Consider the following 21214-nt stretch of genomic DNA (forward strand, 5'->3'; position numbering starts at 1 on the left):
ATTGTCTAAATTAAATATATTATGAGCAATTTTATAAAACGCTGTATTGTGGGCAGTCTTCTTGGTATTATTGTTATTATTGCTATTTTCGTTAATAATCCATTACTAATTCTTTTGTTAACATTAATCTGGGTTGGATTTGCCACTAACGAATTTCTTCATATTCTTTCATTAAAAAATATCCAACTTAGCCGGTTCTTAATTATATTGCTAAATCTTACTTTTCCTGTGCTCTTTTATTTCACCAAATCTTTTATCTTGTTTTTACTTTTACCGGTAGTTGTTTTTATTTACGCTTTGCTCAAAAATGAGCAATATTATCTTGTTGTTCCTTTTAGTGTTTTTACATTATTCTATTTAGGGTTCTTGGCATCTCATCTTTTGTTTCTAAAAATTTGGGCAATAGAACAAAATCTATCTTTTTGGATTGTTTTTTTCCCGGTGCTTTTTACTTGGGTTAATGATACTTTTGCCTATGCTGTTGGAACATTGTTTGTAAAAGTTATTAGATGGTCCCATAAATTAGCCGCGCAGATTAGTCCCAATAAGACTATAGAAGGATTTTTAGGAGGGCTTATTGTGAGTGTTGTATTTTCAGTCTTTTTTCTCAAACACTTTTATCCCAACATCCATCTTCTGATAACCATTTTTTTGGGTTTGGTCCTTAGCGTTAGCGCTCAGGTAGCCGATTTAGTCGAATCGGGATTCAAACGAGCAGTAAACTTAAAAGACAGTTCTAATATCTTTCCAGGACACGGTGGCTTTTTAGACCGAATTGACAGTTTATTATTAACTGTTCCAGTGTTTTACTATTTTTTGAGATATATTATATCTATATTTTATTAGTTTTAGTCTTTTTTAAAAATCATTTTCTGATAGCAGGGAGTTTACTTTTAGGACGTTCTCGTTCTGCGAATTTTTGGCCTACAGTCGAGGTATTTAGTATTACTATTTTTTCAGATTATTGATAAATATATCAATGGGAATTGCGGCCAAGGTCATTACATGAATTGTTCCGCGGGAACCAAGTTCGATAGAGATTTTAGAAATTGTCTCGTTGTCTTTGGCTTCAACAATATTAACGAAGTCATAGGGACCAAGTACGCTATATTGAGCCACAATTTTAGCTCCCATTGCTTCAACTTCTTTGTTAACTTCTTTTAATCGGTCAGGATTGCTCTTTAAGGTTTTTCTACCCTCATCAGTAAGGGTTGTAAGTAAGATATAGGTTGCCATAAAGCCTCCTTGTTTAAGATTTATTGTGCATCACCACAACGAATCTTAATTTATAAATTTTACATAATCTTATACTATTAAAATTTTATGATGTCAAGCCATTATTTGAAAGGACCCTGAAAAAGTTAATGCTTATGAATAAATTGAACTGGCTGAATATTTTTCTTGTCTTTTTCTGTGGTTTTCCCAATACGAATGCGCACCGTAAGTGTTTTCGAAGTACTCATTTGATAAGTTTGTTCTGAATATTACTAATATCTTTATGTATTTTCTGACGATTGCGCATATCCCGATGCGGTTTTTAAAAATATTTTTTCAGAATGCTTATGTAGGATTGTTTGGTTAAAAGTCAATTTTTGCAATTATTCTAATTACAGCGATAAATTGGTTTGTTTCGGGGCGCAGGAATAGTCTTTCATCAAGACACTAAAGAAAACTTTTTAACGGCAGTGTATATTATGTAAATTTACACTTGATATGTTAAAAATAAAGGTATAACCGCCTATGATAGATAATGATAATTTTAATAACAAGAAGAAGAGAACATACCTATGAAACAATATAACTTACATCTCAGTAAGAAAGAGTATAATAACACAACTATTGACAAATCTTATCTGATTGCCTTATAATTAATTATGCCAATATATGAATATCAATGTGATAATTGCAAACATATTTTTGAAGAATTGATATTCAATTCTCAAGACCGGGCGAAACCCAATATTTGTTGTCCTAAATGTCATAAGAAAAAAGTTAATTTGCTATACTCAACTTTTGGTTTGAAAGGTGTGGACAAAAAAGTTGCGCAATCTAACTGTTCCAGTTGTTCGGCCAAAAGTTGCAGTGGTTGCAAATAGGAGGTTGTAATGACGCTTACTAAATATAAAATTGCTGATAAAATTGCCAAGAAGTTTCAACCACGGATTACTCGAAGTGATGTTTTAAGAATTACCCAGGAATTCTTAAATGAAATCGAAAATGCATTATTAGCCGGTCATCGCGTAGAATTTCGTGATTTTGGAGTTTTTAAGACCAAATTGCGTAAACCAAAACTTGCACGTAATCCCAAAACTAATGTTCCAGTGCCTTTACCCTCAAGGTTGGTTGTTGTTTTTAAGCCAGGGAAAAATTTGAAAATGAAAATTGCTAAAAAGGGTTAAAAAAATATCTTGTGCTTGACTTGGGTTTGTTTTTACATTACTTTTTCAATATTAATCTATAAAAATTGCTAAAAAGGAGTGAAGTAATTTATGCCATGCGGTCGCAAAAGAAAATTAAGAAAGATTAAACGACATAAGTTTAAGAAGCGTCGCAAAGCCAACCGCCATAAAAAGAAATTACGCTAAAAAGCATCGCTAATTAAGTGCTTTAGGTGGTGGCTGAGACAAGAAAAAGAATTGTAAAATATTATTCTAATTGCGCCCGTAGCTCAGTTGGATAGAGCGGCGGATTCCGGATCCGCAGGTCGAGTGTTCAAATCACTTCGGGCGCTTTATTTAAAAATATCAGGGGAATGATACTATGGATTTCTATGATGTCATTAAAAACCGAAAAAGTGTCCGGGCTTATAAACCTGACCCAATTCCAGATGAGGTCTTAAATAGAATTCTTGAAGCCGGGAGATTAGCGCCGTCAGCGAAAAATATTCAGCCCTGGAAATTTATTGTTGTCAAAGACCATAATATTAAACAAGCATTAGTCTCTGCTTGTCGCAATCAAGAATTTATTGGACAAGCACCAATTGTAATTTGCGCAGTAGCATTAGAAAAGATTGCTTGGGGTAGAATGGGTGGATATTGGAGTTCTTATCCCGTTGATATCGCTATTGCTTTAGAACATATAATCCTTGCAGCAACTAATGAGGGTTTAGGTACTTGTTGGATTGGCGCTTATGATGAAGCCGAAGTCAAAAAGATTTTACGAATACCTGATGATGTAAAAGTAATTGCTTTAACGCCACTCGGTTATCCGGCACAAGAGCCAGCACCAAAACCTCGCAAACCGCTTTCGGAAATCGTCTCATTCGATTCTTTTTAACAGGCCGGAAATTTCAGATAAAAGTCCACCCCAAATATGGAACTTTTTGGATGCTGATGATTATTTTAGAAAGAAAGAATTAGATTTAACTCTTATTGCCACTGGATTCGGGGAAAAGAAAGTCCTAAAAAGCCATCCAGTCCTAAAACAATGGTTAAACACTTGTTATCAACATTTACTGGATAAGATAATTCAACATATAAACCAGTGGGAAAACTGGTTAATAACTTCTGGTCCTTCCAACCTTCTTTTCTAAAGATATGCATGCCAATAAATAACACAGTTCCCAAAACATCTTTTTTATGTTGAGGTGATTCTTGGACTATCATATTGGACCAGTGAAATACTTTAATTCCACCATACATCGAAAAATTTCTGGTGATGTTTTGACCCGTCATTAGTGTGCCAAAAGGTGCGAGTAGCATCTCGTTCATAATATAATCAAACCCAACTAATGTTGCGACATATTCTATTGGTCGATATTTTAAGTTTATGCCAATTGAAGAATTAATAGAACTATTGCCGTGAAGGCCGACATCTAAATTATTTGTTACTCCATACTGGATATACCCGCCATAAGTCTGGAATTTAGTATGTGAATCGTAATAAAGTGCAGTATCGCGGGCTTGAGTTGTTAAATATATTGGCAAAGTTAAAAATCCAGTATAGCCGACATTACCAGTGCCACGAGTTGAAATATCTTGGCTAATACCCCAAATACCGTAAGAGAATTCAAAATGCAAAATGCAAAATGCAAAAATTAAGATAAACCGCAGTATGCGGTTAGCAAATCTCCGAGAGCGTATTCTCATAATTTTGTTCCAATGACAATAGGTTTCCGGACAAATTCTACTTTACCTTGAGGTGTAATACCTTTTAGATTTAGAATATAAATGCCGATAGGAACGGGTTCAAGATTTTGATTAGTGCCATCCCATCTTAATTCATAAAATCCGCCTGGTTGATTGGTCAGTAGTTTTTTAACTGACCGGCCTTCCATATCAAATATTTCCAAATATAATTTGTAATCCAAAGGTGAATTAATTCGAATGAGGCAGGATTGTAAAAGTGGGTCATCTGCGCGTCGAGAAAAGGGGTTAGGAGAGATTGTGTCAATGCGTAATACTTCTGAAGGCGGCATGGAATTAGTCAGGTCAACAATATCAGAATTAAATCGCGGCATAACTTGATAACCAGTATTAAATGGACTGGAGGTGGTATATTGTCCAACAATACCAACAATCTGAAAGTTTTTATTTTTCTGAAACTGATTAATCGGTATTCCGGTTGTATTTAGAACTCTTATCGTAATCCCTGGTGTTCCGTTCTTAATTGTAAAATTCTGACCAGCACCGGCCTGAGAAGGTTCTGTAATTATTGAACCTGAGACTTTGATTAATTTACTCTCCATTCCTTCGGTAATTGGTGTATTGAAAGGTAGTTCAATCGGTATTATAGGAATTTTAGTTTTATCTAACAACATAATTACACCATTGGCAATTTCAGTTAGACCATTATACTCGGTAACTTTTCCAATAACTTCCCATGCAGTGCCACAACTATCAAGCCAAGCAGTTGCGGTATCAGCATATAGCGGAGCATAGACATTAATGCCATTAGTAGAATCTTGTATATATAAACTTTTCGAACTACCGCTGGTAAAGATATAAGATGGTCCGGTAATTCGTCCGCGAACTTTAACATATTGTCCTTCATATGCAGAAGAATAACCGTCTGGACCTGGTTGTTGAACTTCGGCAATGGTCATTAGTGGCACAGCATCGTTTAGATTTCGAGAAAAATCAGTTCGATAGCGGGGCAAAATTTGGTAGCCAGTATTTACTGGTGGAATGGTTTCAAAAGTATACTGTGATTTGATACCAATTAAAGTAAATGTATCTTGAACGACAATCAAACCTGGGATTTCTCCATCTCGGTCGATTCTCATTACGCAACTTCCTGAGTTATCAATTAAATTATAATTTTGGTCTCCAGCTAAAAGAAATGCGGTTGTAAAAACTCCGCTCAATTTTACTAAACTACCTTCATAAGGTTCGCGATTTATCATTGCGCAGGTTAATGGTATTGGCTCTGGTAAAGGCCGATTATTGGCAACTACGGTGATACTGGCATTGTATATTTCGGTTTTGCCACGATAGAAGTAGACTCTGCCATAAACAATTACGGAATCACCTAATGCAACCGGGGTATAGGTGAAATTAAAAACATTTACACCTGCAGTATTATCTTGAACATAAATGTCTGTTTGAGTGCGGGAAAAAACTCCAGAAGGTGCAGTTACAATGCCCGTAATTGTAACATATTGACCCCGACGGTCAGGAATACCGTTACTGTCAGCATCAACAATGGCTTCCGCAATCGGTATTACTTGTGCCGAAGCCAAACTAAAGACTAAAAATAAAAGCCCAAAAACTGAATAGCATAGAGTATTTAATTTTGAGTTTTGGGTCTTGACCTTTATATATCCTATCTTTGATTTTGAGTGTTTCATATTTAATATCCTCATTGCCACTCCTTTTGCAACTTATATGCTGCATTATCCAATGCTTTTTTCGGTGAAGTTTTAAGTCGTATTGCTTCCTCCATTGCTTCCCCCAGATATCGACGACCGGCAAACCATTCTTCACCTCGGGGCTCAAATGTAGCATAATTTAATTGCTCAATGCTTTCTTTTAATCCTTTAATTTCTTGTAAAAGTTTAGCATAGACGGGTTCTCGTAATGCTTGTTTACAGACTGGCACATAAAAAGTTTCACTTGCCCAACGGGCTTGTTGTTTGGGCCGGGTAAACCATTTAATAAAACGCCAAGCCGCCTCTTTTTGTTTTAAACTCGATTTACGAAATAAAGCAATGTTTGTGCCATAAGCAAGCACGGCCGGTTTATCCCACGATGGCAATGGAGCAATGCCAATGGGAAATGTCATCTTATCTTTCATAAATGCCCACGAGACGATGGTACCAAAAATTAATGCTAACTTTCCTTGTAGAAAATCATTCTGCGGTTCATAGCCTGATATAAAATTAGTAGTAGAGTCTTTATAAATTAAGTCAATCATATATTGAAGTGCTTCTATTGCGGCCGGTGAATTGAATTCAACTTTCTTCTTAGTTTCATCAAGTAACTTACTTGATTTTTGATACAGCATACAGCCGAAAAGCCACGAGTTAACACCACCGCCTGTGCCATAAATTTCAGGTTTGCCATCATTATTAAGATCTCGGGTTAATCTTTTTAAGGCAATTCTAAAATCGCTCCAAGTTTTAGGAAATTCTTTAATACCCGTTGAGTCAAACATCGCAATATTATAAAAATATACGGGCACACTTTTATTAAACGGAAAAGTAAGAAACTTACCATCCCACATATTATTTTCCACAAACACTGGATAAATATCAGCGAGTTCTTCGGAAGAAAGACCGCTCGGACTATGAACAAAAGAATCTAAAGGGAAAAGTTGATTTTGTTGATAGAATTGAGTTGTCCAAGATTCATAGACTTGGGCAATTGTTGGCGGATTATCTACTGCAATTGCACCCATTAACTTTTGGGCTAATGCTGAATAATCACCCATACCGACAAGAGTAATCTTAATGTCTGGATTCTGTTTCTCAAAATCTCGCACCATTGATTCCAGGGTTTTCCCGAGCGGGCCACCCATTGCATGCCAAAAAGTTATTTCCGTCTTTGTAATTTGTTGGGAACAAGAGCAAAAAAACAGACAAATTATAAATAGCAAATAATAATAATATCTCATAAGACAATTTTACTTGGTTTACTCACAATGTCAATAAATTTATACGAAGACTCCTGAATAATCTAATTTTTACTACTGAAACTTTGCATATTCAAATCTTTACTAAATTCAACGGCACATTTTCAGAATTCTCTAAACTAACATATTGACAAATCCAAAATCAGATTTATCCTAAATTAGGTGAGGTATTTAACATGTTATTATTTGTTTTACCATTAGTCTATATACACTGCCTGATACCGTAGAACTAAAAAGCACACAGGATATTTCTTATCGTTTATTCACCCAAGATAGCACTTTATATTTTCAATTCAAAACAAACAAGAACTGGTCTGTGCCTTAAACAATTGTCGAAAAAGTATCAGAATATGTAATGACTGTTACAAATGGTGATTACATTCATCTTGTCTGGGTTAAACAATGAAGAATTTATTATTAAGATAAATAAGATAAATAAGATAAAATAAGATAAATAAGATAAATATGTATCCTGTTAATAAAGATTCGTTAAAAAATCAGAAACACCAAGATGGGAATGTAACATTGCTATATCAATTCCAGGTCTTAATGAACCTGCGTCAGATATTTCTATGATATTTCAGGCAGATTAGTTAAAACTTTAGTTGATGAAGAAAAGGAACTTGGCAACTACTCATTAACTCTCAACACAAAAACACTTTGTTCAGGCGTATATTTTCTATCGCTCCAGACAAAAGATAAAAGAATAATTGAAAGATTAGTTATAATAAAATAAATTAAAAACCAAATCTAGATCTGATGAGATAGTAAGTTAGTAGGTTGCACTTCCGTAACTTCAAATGTCAGCAGATGTTAAATGTCCAAAAGTTCAATGTTAGATGATAATAGCAGGTCGGACTTGCTTAAATGTTGCTTTCAAAAGTCTCTACGTAAAAAGTTTATCATCCAACTTCTAACCTATTGTAGCCCAAAGCATTCTAATAAGATTGCTATCTGAAATGATATTAGATTTTCTGACGGATTGGGTTTTAAGTTATTTCCATAGCAGTCATATAAATAAGTAAGCACACATTTGGGTAAGCCGTAAAACAATATCTGTTTTTGACAGATAGAGATACAAACTTTAAGACATTTTACTACACGAATTAGGCTAACTGGTAGGCGACCCTGTATTCCGCTTATATGGTAAAATACTATATGCGATGTGCTGGGAAATGGTCTGGCTTGGGCTAACCCCACCCTAGCCCCTTGCACATTTCAAATAGAACAGAGTACATCTGCCCAATTTTCAATGATTAATATTTTCATAATGCTTTTTATCTTGCTATTGAGAGCAAAAAATAGCAGATATCTCTATCTCCTTGGGTTTAAGATATTTTTAGATAGCCTCCAATAAATCAATAAGTTAAATAAAAATAAACCTTCTATTTTTGTTAAAGTGCTATTCTAATATGTATTTCTTCTACATTAATCTTATGATAATTTTTAACGATACAATCTATTTGCGTTTAGTCTTTATAATTTCGTAAGCCTAATTTTCGGGCATATTCAATAACTTCTTGGTATTCTTTAGCATTAATTCTTCTTGATAGTTCTGGGAATCTCTCGGCTTTATAACATGGATGGTATTGGTCCATTATATTCACATATGTGTTTTGCGAAATTTCTTCAGCAATAAATTTCAAAATTTCAAATGAACCCGCAAGCCGATTAGGCAAAACTAAATGCCGAACCAATAGTCCTCTTTGCGCAATTCCTTTTTCATTAACCATCAAATCACCTACTTGGCGATGCATCTCTTTTAGAACTGCTTTATTTATCTCAAAATAGTTTGGGACATTTGAATACTTCTCCCCTATTTCATTTGAGCCATATTTCGCATCAGGCATATAAATATCAATCACTCCTTCAAGGATTCTTAAAGTTTCGATTGAATCATAACCACCAGAATTATAAACAATCGGCAGATTTAGTCCTTTATTTTTAGCGATTTGAAGTGCTTGTAAGATTTGTGGCACAATATGAGTTGGGCTTACTAAGTTAATATTATGGCATCCGATTTTTTGTAGTTTTAACATCATTTCTGACAATTCATTAGGAGTTACAACTTCGCCATGACCCAATTGGCTAATATCATAATTCTGGCAGAATACACAATTGAGATTACAAAAGGTAAAGAAAATTGTTCCTGAACCATTTGTGCCGACTAATTCTGGTTCTTCGCCAAAATGTGGACCAAAAGATGAAACGATGGCATCTTTGCCTATTTGACAATGACCAAGTTCTCCTTTTAACCGATTAACTCCACATTTTCTCGGACAGATTGTGCAATGTTCTAAAAGTTGCATTGCTTTTTGGCTTAACGATTCTAAATCAGTATTTAGATAGACTGGGAAGTTCTGTTCTAACATTCTAAATAACCCTATACCATCGCTTCGCTTTCGAAGAAATCTTTAATCGTCTCAATTGAAAATGTTATTGGTAAATTTCGCGGTAAAGAGTTAAGAAATTGTTTACCATATTCTTTCGTGACAATTCTTTTGTCTAAAACGCAGACCACTCCCCGGTCTTGTTTATTACGAATCAATCGGCCGAATCCTTGTCGGAATCTTAAAACCGCATTGGGCAATTGATAGGTAGTAAATGGTTCAAGTTTATTGGCTCTTAATTTCTCACAAATTCCTTCTAAGCGCGGGTCATCAGGCACATCAAAGGGCAACCGCACAATTATCAGACAACTCAAGGCTTCACCAGGAACATCAATACCCTGCCAAAAAGATTGCGTCGCAAAAAGGACTGAGGCAACATCTTTTTTGAACTTTTCCAGCAGTTCCAGAGTTGATTCTTCGCCTTGAATTAAAAATGGGAATTCGCTCTTATCAATTAATTGAAAAGTCTTTTGTAAAGCATTATAACTAGTAAAAAGCACTAATGCCCTGCCTTTGGTCATTTTTAGGATTTTATCAATTACGAAGGCACAATCAATTAAGAATTTCTCTTCATCTGTTGGCAAAGGAAGATTAGTTGGAATGACCAATAGTGCCTGTTGGTGATAGTTAAATGGCGAATCTAATTGTAGAGTTTCAACTTTATCCAACCCCAGTCGATTTTGAATAAAACCAAAATCTTTACTAACTGTTAAAGTTGCGGAAGTTAAAATCACACTTGAAATTCTTTCTAAAACTCTTTGACGAAATAAGTCAGCAATATCAATTAAGGCACTGATAAGACAAATATATGGACTTTTTTTACTGGTCAGATTTGTCGTTTCAATCCAATAGACTGAGTTTTTATCTTGGACTTGCAGAAAATCATTTACACCCATTCGATAACCTTCAATTCTTTTAAGAACATTCTTTAATTCTAATGCGATATCATCATCCATATCTTCGGATTCAATTTGTAATAGCCGATTACCAAGTATTGTAAAAATCTTATCTAATCTGTTTTCAATATTTAGCGGTCGTTTGATTCTTATTTTAGTTTCGGCGTGAGGTATTAAATTCAAAAGATACTGGAACAGTTCCTTGCTCGCCGAGTTCGCATCATCGATAATTTGGCCAATTGTGCGTTTCTGTTCTTGGGAAATTTCTAAATGGGCAATAAGTCCCGTATTATTTCTGGGGTTATAGATTGTATTTAACATTCGTTGGAGACCGAAATTAGAAATTTCAATGCCGAAAAATTGCGCGGCAACTTCTTCTAAGCGGTGTGCTTCATCAAAAATAACGGCATCAAACTTGGGTAAGATATAAAAATTGGCTTCAACATTAGCAAAGAAGAGTGCATGATTGGTGACTAAAATATCCGCATTTAACCACTCTTTTCTGGCCCGGAAATAATAACAATCATTATAATATTCACATTTCTGAAACTTACAGATATCGCCCTCGCGACAAATTTTTTCTTGGGTTTTACCTAAAACTTCAGGATATTCTGGAATAATTCCCGAACCACCTTCATCCAGCCATCTTAGAAGTGTTTCTAATTCAGCATATTCATAAGGTGTATCAAACAGTCCATGATTAAATGCACTATTCAATCTTCGGAGACACACATAATTATCTTGACCAAAGATTACCGCATAATTTATCGAAGCATTATTAAAACCATTTTGAAGGTGTTCTGTGTCCTTTGCCGAAGTTGTTTTCCGATAAAAATTGGGTTCATCTTGATATTGGTCCAAATTGTTTAATTGTTCAGAAATAGCAATACTTTTTTTAAGCAATGGAATATCTTTTTTAATAAGTTGATTTTGAAGGATTTTGGTATAAGTAGAAATAACAACTTTTTTCTTATGCATTTTTGCCCATAATGAAGCAGGTAATAGATATGCCAAACTTTTTCCCACTCCGGTTCCGGCTTCAACCATTAAATGATATTTATGATTTAAGGCTTGATAGACTGCTTTTGCCATTTCTTGTTGTTCAGTGCGTTCTTCAAAATTTTCCAGAGTTTTTGCTAAAGGACCTTTACGGCAGAAAAACTCATTAATTAAATGTTCGGACATTAATATTCTAAATCGTTTAATTTCACACTTTCTTTTCTATGTTTGTAAATTGATAATCTTGAACAAAGACCTCATTAAAATCAAACACATTATGAAAATCTTCTTTTTTATCCTCTGCTGTTTTAGTCAGAATGCCGGCTTCAATAAGATTAAAGACAATTTCGCCAATATCATCCGTCGTCTTAATTCCCCAAAATTCAAGCACGGTTTTTGCCATAATACCAAATTCTTTTTGGGCTAAAACTTTAACGCCTTCTAATAATTCTAAAGCAGTAACATGTTTTGGTTTATTAGTAATTCGTCGCGCAAGTTCTAAACTTGCTAAGACAAAAGCATAAGATTGAAGTTTGTACCGATTATCTTTGCTTAAAATATCATTAATATTTGGTAACATCTTTAATAAAAATATCGAAAAATATCTTAAAGTCAATATTATTGGCATTAAATTACATTACTTGAATTTTAAGCAAATATTACTTATAATAATATATCGTTATTTATTTATAATTTATTATTTATTTTTATTTTTAATTTATTATTTATTTTTATTTTTAATTTATTATTTATTTTTATTTTTAATTTATTATTTATTTTTGTATTTTTAACAAAGAAGAAATAAATATTATAAATTTAGATTAGAAAGGAATAAAACTATGGAATTAATCAATAAAACGATAGGTCAATTACTTGAAGAAAATGCTATAAAGTATCCGCATCATGAAGCGGTTGTCTATGTTGACGACAATCTTCGTTATACTTGGTCCGAGTTGAAAAATTTAGTGGACCAAACTGCCAAAGCGTTTATCCATCTGGGTGTCAAACGAGGTGAGAATATTGCAATCTGGGGCACAAATAAACTTGAATGGCTGTTAACTCAACTGGCATCGGCTCGGATTGGTGCGGCATTAGTTACAGTTAATCCTGAATGGAAAGCATCGGAAGTCGCTTATGCTCTAAAACAATCAGACTCTAAAGTATTAGTGATGATAGAAGGATTTGAGAAAAGGAGCGGTGATAAAATTCATCGTTATGAATACTTAAAAATTCTTACTGATGCCTGTCCCGAACTAAATGAAGTGAAAAGCCCAGATTTAAATCTCAACCAATTTCCTGAATTAAAAAACATCGTTTTAATCACCAACAGTCCTCAACCACCGCCTTGGGTTTTAACTTGGCGCGATTTTATTATCCGTGGTGAGCGTATTTCGGAAAATGAATTTCAAAATATTGTTAAAGCAGTCGACCCTCACGATGTCTGTTTAATTCAATATACTTCGGGAACAACTGGTTTTCCTAAAGGTGCAATGTTAACGCACTATAATATTGTCAATAATGGTCGTGATTGCGCTCAAAATATGGAACTAACATATCAAGACCGGCTTTGTCTTCCTGTGCCTTATTATCATTGCTTTGGCACTGTCTTAAGCAATATGGTTTGTATTACCTGCGGCGCTACTATGGTTGTGCCGGCTGAACATTTCAATGCCCGTAAAACTTTAATTGCTGTGGAAAAAGAAAAATGCACTGCTCTAAATGGTGTACCTTCGATGTTTATTAATGAACTTAACGACCCGGATTTTGCTAAATTTAATCTCTCCACTTTACGCACTGGTATTATGGCCGGGGCGCCTTGTCCCATTGAATTAATGGAAGATGTTGTTTATAAAATGGGTGCTAAGAAAATTACAATTGTTTATGGTCTTACAGAAGCAAGTCCTGCCACCCATCAAACTCGACCCGATGATTCGATTGAACGAAGAGTTTCGACAGTTGGTAGACCTTTAGATAATGTCCAGGCGAAAATTGTTGACCCGCAAACAGAAAAGGAACTCGGTGTCGGAGAAGTTGGTGAAATCTGGGTCAAAGGTTATAATATTATGAAAGGATATTACAAAAAGCCTGAAGAAACCGCAAAAGCAATTGTCAAAGATGGTTGGCTTCGCACTGGTGATTTAGGCACTCGAGATAAGGACAATTATTATAAGATTGTCGGTCGATACAAAGATATGGTAATTGTCGGTGGTCATAATGTCTATCCGGCTGAAGTGGAACAAACTCTATTGTCTTTATTTGAAGATGAAATTATGGAAATTCATGTTGTCGGCGTGCCCCATAAAGTTTTACAAGAAGTGGTTGCTGCGGTGATTAAGTTAAAACCTGGTAAAACCTTAACCTTAGAAGAGATTAAAGCCCGCTGTGATGGCAAAGTTGAATGGTCGAAAATTCCCCGCTATGTTAAATTCGTTGATAACTTCTCAATGGCAATGACTGTGACTGGAAAAATTCAAAAGTTTAAACTTAAGGAAATGTTAATTAAGGAACTCGGTTTAGAAGATTTGGCTAAAATCAAAACCGCTTAAAACCAAAATTTTCTTAAAAAGGGAGCATGGCAAATTTGCGCTATGCTCCCTTAACTTTTATCCTAACAATTTATGATTTATCTAATGCTTGTCTTAAATCATCAATAATATCCTGATAGTATTCAATACCGACTGAAAGTCGCACCAAACCCTCGGAAATACCTGATTCTATTAATGCCTGTTTCGAATAACTTGAGTGAGTCATTGATGCTGGATGTTCAATTAGGGTTGCGCAGTCACCTAAACTTACTGCACAAACACACAGTTTTACATTGTTCATTAATTTTCTACCTGCATTTCTACCGCCTTTTAGTTCAAAGGCAATCATTGAACTAAAACCGCTCATCTGTTTTTGAGCAATTTCAGATTGAGGATGTGATGCTAATCCCGGATATTTTACCCAGGCAACTTTGGGATGAGTTTCTAAAAATTTTGCCACTGCCATTCCATTTTGATTATGGGTCTGCATTCTCACTGCCATTGTTCTCAATCCGCGTAAAAGAAGCCAGGCATTAAACGGACTGATAATTCCTCCTAAATCCCGGATAATATAATCCTTCATATAGGCAATAAAATCTTTTTTTCCGATGACAACACCGCCGACCGTATCACCGTGTCCACTAATATATTTAGTGGCACTATATACTACAATGTCAGCACCAAGATTTAGTGGTTTTTGATTGTAAAACGAAGCAAAAGTATTATCCACTGCTAACAATATTTTGTGTTGCTGGGCAATTTTAGCTGTCTCTTTAATATCAACGATATCAATGGTCGGGTTAACTGGTGTTTCAATAAGGATTATCTTTGTCTTAGAGGATATTTGCTTTTTAAGGTTATTTAGAAAATTATCTGCTTTTGCCCATTTTACTTTTATTTCCCATTTAGGTAGAACATCAACTAACAGCGAATAGGTGCAACCATAAATTGGATAAACTGCAATCACTTCATCACCTTTATTACATATTGATAATATAGTTCCCGAAATTGCTGCCATTCCCGAAGCAAATGCACAAGCCGATTCACCTTCTTCTAAATATGCCATCTTTTCTTCAAAGGCTTCAATTGTCGGATTACCTAATCGGGTATAAAAATATCCTTTTTTCTCTTTAGCAAAAATTTGGGCACCGGATTCAGCACTCTCAAAAGTAAAGACTGCGCTTTGATAAATCGGCACTGAAAGCGCTCGAGTATTAGGGTCTCCTAAAATTTGTTTGCCATGAACAACTTCAGTTGCAATATTTCTTCGCATTTTGGGTCTTTGCTTTTTCATCTTCGAATCCTTTCTATAATATTATCTATAACTTATATTAGTAGCGTCAAGAAATTTGTATAATTTCTTTTCTTGACAGGCTTATTTTCCCTTTATCTGTTTTCTTTAACATATCAAACTAAAATTTACACAAAATATTAATACACGATCCTTATATTTTATTCATGACTTTCTGCTAACTCAATTAAAACACCGTCAATGCTTTTGGGCGAAACAAAGGCAATCTTATTGCCCATTGCACCAATGCGAGGCTTTTCATCAATTAACAACACTCCTTTGGCTTTTAGTATTGCTAATTTCTCTTCAATATTATCAACATTAAAACAGAGATGATGAATACCTGGACCTCGTTTCTCTAAAAATTTAGCAATGGTAGTATCAGGACTTAAAGGTTCAATTAATTCAATATTATAATTCTGCAATTTGAATATTGCGACTCGTAATTTCATCTCTTTTAACTCAACAATTTTAGGTTCACCTAAACCTAAAATGTCTTGATATATCTTTATGGAATCATTAAGTGAATTGACGGCAATGCCAATATGGTTAAGACTTTTTAACATTATAACTCCTCAACCTTACTTAAAAAGATACTATAACTTCTTAGCATCATATTCACCGAAAATATTTCTTAAGACATCACAGATTTCTTGCAAAGTTGCATTATTTGCACAACAATCAATAATTGCAGGCATTAAATTTTTATTACTGTTGGCTGTATCAGATAGTTTATTCAAACTTTCTTTTACTTTTATGACCTTTCGTTTTTTTCTAAAGGTAATAAGTTCTCTTTTTCTTTGAGCAGTTAGTTTTGCTGAAACTTTAAGAGTTTTTACTGTCGTTTTTTCTTTTGTATCACTATGAAAAACATTAACGCCAACAATCTTTTTCTCTTTATCTTCAATTGCTTTCTGATAGCGAAATGCGGAGTCTTCAATTCTTTTTTGGATAAATCCAGACTCAATGCATTTTACTGCACCACCTTTATCTTCAATATCTTTTAACAATGCTAATACTTGCTCTTCAATCTCATTAGTCAATTTCTCTAAATAGTATGAACCACCTAATGGGTCAGCAACTTCAGGAATTGATGACTCATAACCAATCACTTGTTGAGTTCTTAAGGCAATCTTTACTGCTTGTTCACTGGGAAGAGATAATGCTTCATCATAAGAATTCGTATGCAAACTTTGAGTGCCACCGAATACTGCGGCTAATGCTTGGAGGGTAACTCGGATAATGTTATTTTCAGGCTCTTGAGCAGTTAAACTTGAGCCACAGGTTTGGGTATGGAATCGCAACATCCAAGATTTTGGGTCTTGAGCATTAAACCGTTCCTTCATTATTCTTGCCCAAATTCGTCGGCCAGCACGAAACTTTGCGACTTCTTCTAATAAATTATTATGTGCGCCAAAAAAGAAAGAAAGTCGTGGTCCGAAATCGTCTACTTTTAATCCGCGCTCAAGTGCTGATTCAATATAGGCAATGCCATTAGCAAAAGTGAATGCCAATTCTTCAACTGCAGTTGCCCCGGCTTCGCGAATATGATAACCCGAAATGGAAACAAAATACCAGCGAGGAATATATTTTGAGCAATATTCCCATAAGTCAATTGCCAACCGCATTGACGGTTTAACCGGAAAGATATAATTCCCGCGAGCAATATACTCTTTTAAGATATCGTTTTGAACTGTGCCGGAAAGTTGTTCCGGTGACACTTGATTGTTCTGGGCAACAATTAGATACATTGCTAAAATCATTGGCGCGGTCGCATTAATTGTCATTGAAGTTGAGACTTTGTCTAAAGGAATGTTTTTGAAAAGTAATTCCATATCGGTAATATTGCTAATTGCAACTCCGACTTTACCCACCTCACCAATTGCCCTTGGATTATCAGAATCATAACCAAGTTGGGTTGGTAAATCAAAGGCAACAGAAAGTCCGGTTTGTCCTTGTTTTAACAGATATTGAAACCGCTCATTAGTCTTTTGCGCATCGCCAAAACCAGCATATTGGCGCATAGTCCAAAGTCTACCTTTATACATATTGGGATAGATTCCACGAGTAAATGGATATTTGCCGGGGTCAGCAAGATGTATTTGGTAATTAAAATCTCTTAAATCTTCTGGAGTATAAAAATCTTTCACTCAATAATACTAATAAAATTTGAACCTAAGTCAAGATAGATTTTATTTTTAATATCAAGTCTAAATTTACACCAATATTATACACTACCTTTATGGAAGAAAAAAGAATTACACAAAATTCCTAATGCAACCTTTTTCCGATAATTGTAAAAATTAAATTTCGCTTGACCAACGGATAATCTTAAATATAATATTTTACTATGCACAAGACATTAGTTGTTACCCTAATTATCAGTCTAATATTACCTATAGTCAGTCAAGCCCAAAATATTCTTTTGAACTCCAGTTTTGAAATCTGGCTCGATTCCTTGGGAATCCAGATGCCTTTCGCATGGTTCACATCTGAAGCCACTGACTCGGGTTCAGCCACAAGAACAACTAATGCCCATTCTGGTTTATTTGCAATTAAATTAACTGGTAGTGATACATCGGCTTTTGCCACGACAATTTCAATTGTTAGCCCTCAAACTTATTATTACTTTTCTGGTTGGTGTAAAACCCAATCTTTTGCTGCTGGTGCTTTTATCATCACCTGGCTTAAACTATCCCAACAACCGGCAGGCACGCCGACAATTATTCCAATTTATTATTCTAATACTTATCGTAACTATAATGCAGTATTACAAGCACCAGATAGTGCCATCTTTGTCAATGTAACAGTAGGAACTTTACCATATTTAACAATTTATGTTGATGATGTGACTTTAAGTGATACTGCTTTAACTGGTATTGAAGAGCAACCTGAAATCAAAAACAAAGAGATGATAGGCCTAAACATCTCTCCCACTCCCTGCCAAAATTATACCTTTATTAGATATAATACTTCTGAACTTTCACAAATTAGCCTTAGTTTATATGATATTAGAGGAAGACTAATAAAAGAACTAATTTCAAAAATCAAGCATCCGCAGAATGGAATCTATCTACTTGATACTAAAAACTTAAAATCTGGCATATATTTTGTTCAACTAAAAACGAAACATAAAACAATCAATAAAAAACTCATAATCCAGAAATAAACCAGAATAGTTTTACCCCCTCTTAAAAAATTGACTTTGATTCCGAAAAATAAAATTTTATAAAAACACATAATTCTAAATACTTGACATTTAATATATTACAACAATCAGGGACAAAAATTTTAATTTAAGAAAACACTTGACATAATTTTATATATTTCGTATAATTTTATATCTGTGGATAATAATTGTAAGAAGAACATTTTGTATTAGAAATAACATATACTTCGAGGTTCCAGAGTAAAAATCATAATATTAATAAATAATTAGATTTTTGTTCTATGCTGAATTCATTGTTTTCTAAATTAAGAAGCAGGTGTCTTAACATGCTCAATTATTTGGGGGATACCTTTAAATATTTTTACAATATATTCAGTTTTAAAATCTATGTAATAAGGAGGCTGTATGCAAGTAAAAAATATCATTGTCCTGCTTGTCGTCATTCTAATTTTGTTTGGCGACGCACAAGCACGAAACGGTAGCATTATTAAGGAAATTACTTTTCCTGCCTATACTCTGAAAATTGAAAATATTAATAACTACGACTTAATTAGGATAAAAGGTTGCGATTTAACAATACAAGAACCTGGAAAACCAGTTATTCCTGTTGCTAATCTTAATGTTCTGATTCCACCATCTGCTGAAATTACTAGTATTGAAATACTTGATGCAAAACAAATTGAAATTCCTGGTAAATATATTCTTTATCCTGGTCAAAATCCTTATCCTTTATCTTATCAAGGAGAAAAACCATTTGTTGCTCCTGATGCTGAAACTTATCAATTAACAACTGCCTATCCTGGATATTTAACCCAGATTATTCCCAGTGGCAATAAATCTGGTTTTAGGATTGGTGGTTTCTTTTTATATCCTTTGCAATATATTCCCAGTGAAGGAAAACTTATTCTCAATGAACGGATGACTGTGAAAATTAATTATGAAGAGAACCGATATGAAGTCTGGTCTTTAACTCAATCCCAGAAAAATCTGTTCCAATCCGATGTTAAAGATTTAGTAATCAATCCGGAAGATATTGAGAAATTCTCGCCACTGATTAAAGCCTCAGACCCAACAAATATTGATTATGTTATTTTGACATCTTCAAGTCTGGAATCAAGATTTACGCCATTAGTCAATTGGTTAAAGAAGACCGGCTATAAAACAGAAACCCGTAATGTTACTTGGGTAAATTCTAATTATCCTGGTCGTGACTTACAAGAAAAGATTCGAAATTTTATTCGTGACTATTTTACTAATTATGGTATGAAATATATCTTATTGGCTGGCGACCATTCGATTATCCCCTCGCGACAAGCCCGAGCTGTGGTTGGCAGTAATGTCGGAAATATCCCTTGTGACTTATACTATCTTGATTTGCAGTGGTCTTGGGATGGTAATAACAACAATATATTTGGTGAAGCAACTTATGATACTGTGGATTTGTATTATGACTTATATGGCGGAAGATGGCCAGTAGAAACAACGGCTGAACTTGATACTTTAATCAGAAAATTCTTTACTTATGTTAAGAATCCCAATATCGGTTATCAGAAACGAATGATGTTACCTGCTGCATATCTCTGGACCGGCTATGACCACACAACATCGCAAAATATGATCGCAGGTTATAGTCCTGCAGATTGGACTGACCGGGTAATTGATATGGGACAAAATGATGCTTGGCGATGGGCAGTGCGCGATTCTTTAAATACTGGCTTTGGATTTCTCCATATGGTTGGTCATGGTAATGACTACGGCGTATATATCAGCGGTCCAATGTACTACTATTCTGACCCAGCAACTCAAACCAATTACGATAAATTGACTATTGCCAACTCAATTGCTTGTTATCCCGGCAATTTTGAAACTAATGACTGTCTGGCAGAGATGATGGTATTAGCAAGAGGTAGTGCAATTGCTACAATAATGAATTCAAGATACGGTTGGGGATATACAAACCAGATTGGACCTTCAGAATTGCTGGATGTCCGTTTTTATAATTATTTCTTTTCGTATGACTCTATTCGCATTGCTAATTGTCATCAGTCATCTAAAGAATTTTATCGTAACACTGCAATGAGTCAGCAAGTCTGGCGCTGGTGCTATTATGAATTGAATCTTTTTGGTGAACCGCAGATGATGATGTGGAAAGATAATCCGCAAACAATGAGCGCCAGTTTTGCTAATCCCATTTATACTGGTCCACAATCTTTTACTGTCACAGTTACTTCTGGAGGCTCACCAGTTGCCTCCGCAATCGTTGCGTTATGGAAAGGGACTGAAGTCTTTACCAAAGGCACGACTAATGCCAGTGGTCAAGTAACTTTATCAATCAATCCCAGTTCTACGGGTTATATGTATATTACTGTAACTGCCAAGAATAAACTACCGATTGAAGATAGCACTCAAGTTGTTGCTGCTAATCAGTTTGATGTTGGTGTAACAACCCTTCTTCAGCCCAGTGGCACAATCTCACAGAACACAGTTGTCACACCTGCTTGTTCAGTTTATAACTATGGCAATACTAATGTCAGTTTCTTAGTAAGAATGAAGATCGGTAATTTCTATAATCAGACCGCATCAGTCTCAAACCTTGCTCCTGGTACAAAGCAATATGTGACCTTTACCAATTGGACCGCAACCCAACTGGGCACACATCCTGTTAGTTGCTCCACTGAACTTACTGGTGATATGAATCCTGCTAATGACAAACAGACCGGTTCTGTGACTGTGATTTATACGGATGTTGGTGTAACAACCCTTCTTCAGCCCAGTGGCACAATCTCACAGAACACAGTTGTCACACCTGCTTGTTCAGTTTATAACTATGGCAATACTAATGTCAGTTTCTTAGTAAGAATGAAGATCGGTAA

Annotated in this window: 18 protein-coding genes and 1 tRNA gene; 8 read left to right on the forward strand and 11 right to left on the reverse strand. The window is 34.8% G+C overall.

All coding sequences use genetic code 11. The annotated features are described in order from the left end of the window. Window positions 1-21 precede the first annotated feature (21 nt). Window positions 22-846 carry a phosphatidate cytidylyltransferase gene (locus tag N2201_01320; protein ID MCX7784861.1) on the forward strand — a complete coding sequence of 275 codons (825 nt, stop codon included), beginning with the start codon at window positions 22-24 and terminating at the stop codon, window positions 844-846. A 102-nt stretch (window positions 847-948) separates the two neighbouring features. On the opposite strand, the gene N2201_01325 is transcribed toward N2201_01320, so the two are convergent. Continuing rightward, window positions 949-1236, reverse strand: a complete 288-nt coding sequence (locus N2201_01325; protein MCX7784862.1) for a GYD domain-containing protein — start codon at window positions 1234-1236, stop codon at window positions 949-951. A gap of 638 nt (window positions 1237-1874) precedes the next feature. Between N2201_01325 and N2201_01330 the strand changes: the two genes are divergently transcribed. The 4 genes from N2201_01330 to N2201_01345 all read left to right on the forward strand — a co-directional run bounded on the left by N2201_01330 (window position 1875) and on the right by N2201_01345 (window position 3276). Further along, window positions 1875-2096: a zinc ribbon domain-containing protein gene (locus tag N2201_01330; GenBank protein ID MCX7784863.1), complete on the forward strand. Its 222-nt coding sequence runs from the start codon at window positions 1875-1877 to the stop codon at window positions 2094-2096. 9 nt (window positions 2097-2105) lie between these two features. Beyond that, entirely contained in the window at window positions 2106-2399 is a 294-nt protein-coding gene (locus N2201_01335) for an integration host factor subunit beta (GenBank protein MCX7784864.1), read from the forward strand. Window positions 2400-2657: 258 nt separating this feature from the next. Continuing rightward, a tRNA-Arg gene (locus N2201_01340) sits at window positions 2658-2731 on the forward strand. A gap of 29 nt (window positions 2732-2760) precedes the next feature. Further along, a complete protein-coding gene (locus N2201_01345; GenBank protein MCX7784865.1) occupies window positions 2761-3276 on the forward strand; it encodes a nitroreductase family protein in 516 nt (171 codons plus the stop codon). Between the two features lie 92 nt (window positions 3277-3368). Here N2201_01345 and N2201_01350 read toward each other — a convergent pair whose 3' ends face one another. The 7 genes from N2201_01350 to N2201_01380 all read right to left on the reverse strand — a co-directional run bounded on the left by N2201_01350 (window position 3369) and on the right by N2201_01380 (window position 11936). Next, window positions 3369-4088: a hypothetical protein gene (locus N2201_01350; protein ID MCX7784866.1), complete on the reverse strand. Its 720-nt coding sequence runs from the start codon at window positions 4086-4088 to the stop codon at window positions 3369-3371. After that, on the reverse strand, window positions 4085-5803 hold the full coding sequence (locus N2201_01355) for a hypothetical protein (protein MCX7784867.1): 1719 nt from the start codon (window positions 5801-5803) through the stop codon (window positions 4085-4087). Before N2201_01355 ends, N2201_01350 begins: the two co-directional genes overlap by 4 nt. Next, window positions 5800-6957, reverse strand: coding sequence for an ABC transporter substrate-binding protein (locus N2201_01360; protein ID MCX7784868.1), 1158 nt, complete (start codon window positions 6955-6957; stop codon window positions 5800-5802). The genes N2201_01355 and N2201_01360 overlap by 4 nt, the downstream gene beginning before the upstream one ends. 1032 nt (window positions 6958-7989) lie before the next feature. Then, entirely contained in the window at window positions 7990-8286 is a 297-nt protein-coding gene (locus N2201_01365) for a hypothetical protein (protein ID MCX7784869.1), read from the reverse strand. A gap of 254 nt (window positions 8287-8540) precedes the next feature. Then, the gene (locus tag N2201_01370) at window positions 8541-9443 is read right to left on the reverse strand and encodes a radical SAM protein (protein MCX7784870.1); all 903 of its coding nucleotides are present in this window, start codon (window positions 9441-9443) and stop codon (window positions 8541-8543) included. Between the two features lie 11 nt (window positions 9444-9454). Next, complete coding sequence (locus tag N2201_01375; GenBank protein ID MCX7784871.1) at window positions 9455-11542, reverse strand: hypothetical protein; 2088 nt, start codon at window positions 11540-11542, stop codon at window positions 9455-9457. A 22-nt stretch (window positions 11543-11564) separates the two neighbouring features. Then, window positions 11565-11936 (reverse strand): hypothetical protein, encoded by a 372-nt coding sequence (locus tag N2201_01380; protein ID MCX7784872.1) that lies wholly within the window; start codon window positions 11934-11936, stop codon window positions 11565-11567. Window positions 11937-12195: 259 nt separating this feature from the next. On the opposite strand from N2201_01380, the gene N2201_01385 reads away from it, so the two are divergent. Next, entirely contained in the window at window positions 12196-13902 is a 1707-nt protein-coding gene (locus tag N2201_01385) for an AMP-binding protein (protein ID MCX7784873.1), read from the forward strand. 70 nt (window positions 13903-13972) lie between these two features. Here N2201_01385 and N2201_01390 read toward each other — a convergent pair whose 3' ends face one another. The 3 genes from N2201_01390 to N2201_01400 all read right to left on the reverse strand — a co-directional run bounded on the left by N2201_01390 (window position 13973) and on the right by N2201_01400 (window position 17322). Further along, entirely contained in the window at window positions 13973-15175 is a 1203-nt protein-coding gene (locus N2201_01390) for an aminotransferase class I/II-fold pyridoxal phosphate-dependent enzyme (GenBank protein MCX7784874.1), read from the reverse strand. A 158-nt stretch (window positions 15176-15333) separates the two neighbouring features. Beyond that, on the reverse strand, window positions 15334-15738 hold the full coding sequence (gene mce / locus N2201_01395) for a methylmalonyl-CoA epimerase (protein MCX7784875.1): 405 nt from the start codon (window positions 15736-15738) through the stop codon (window positions 15334-15336). Between the two features lie 30 nt (window positions 15739-15768). Beyond that, on the reverse strand, window positions 15769-17322 hold the full coding sequence (locus tag N2201_01400) for a methylmalonyl-CoA mutase family protein (GenBank protein ID MCX7784876.1): 1554 nt from the start codon (window positions 17320-17322) through the stop codon (window positions 15769-15771). Between the two features lie 200 nt (window positions 17323-17522). Here N2201_01400 and N2201_01405 point away from each other — a divergent pair, with 200 nt between their 5' ends. Then, window positions 17523-18341 carry a T9SS type A sorting domain-containing protein gene (locus tag N2201_01405; GenBank protein MCX7784877.1) on the forward strand — a complete coding sequence of 273 codons (819 nt, stop codon included), beginning with the start codon at window positions 17523-17525 and terminating at the stop codon, window positions 18339-18341. A gap of 405 nt (window positions 18342-18746) precedes the next feature. Then, on the forward strand, window positions 18747-21214 hold a 2468-nt coding region (locus N2201_01410; GenBank protein MCX7784878.1), incomplete at its 3' end, for a C25 family cysteine peptidase.

This window comes from candidate division WOR-3 bacterium (assembly GCA_026418155.1).
Classification (GTDB): Bacteria; Hydrothermota; Tepidihabitantia; order Tepidihabitantales; family CAIPLT01; genus JAOABV01.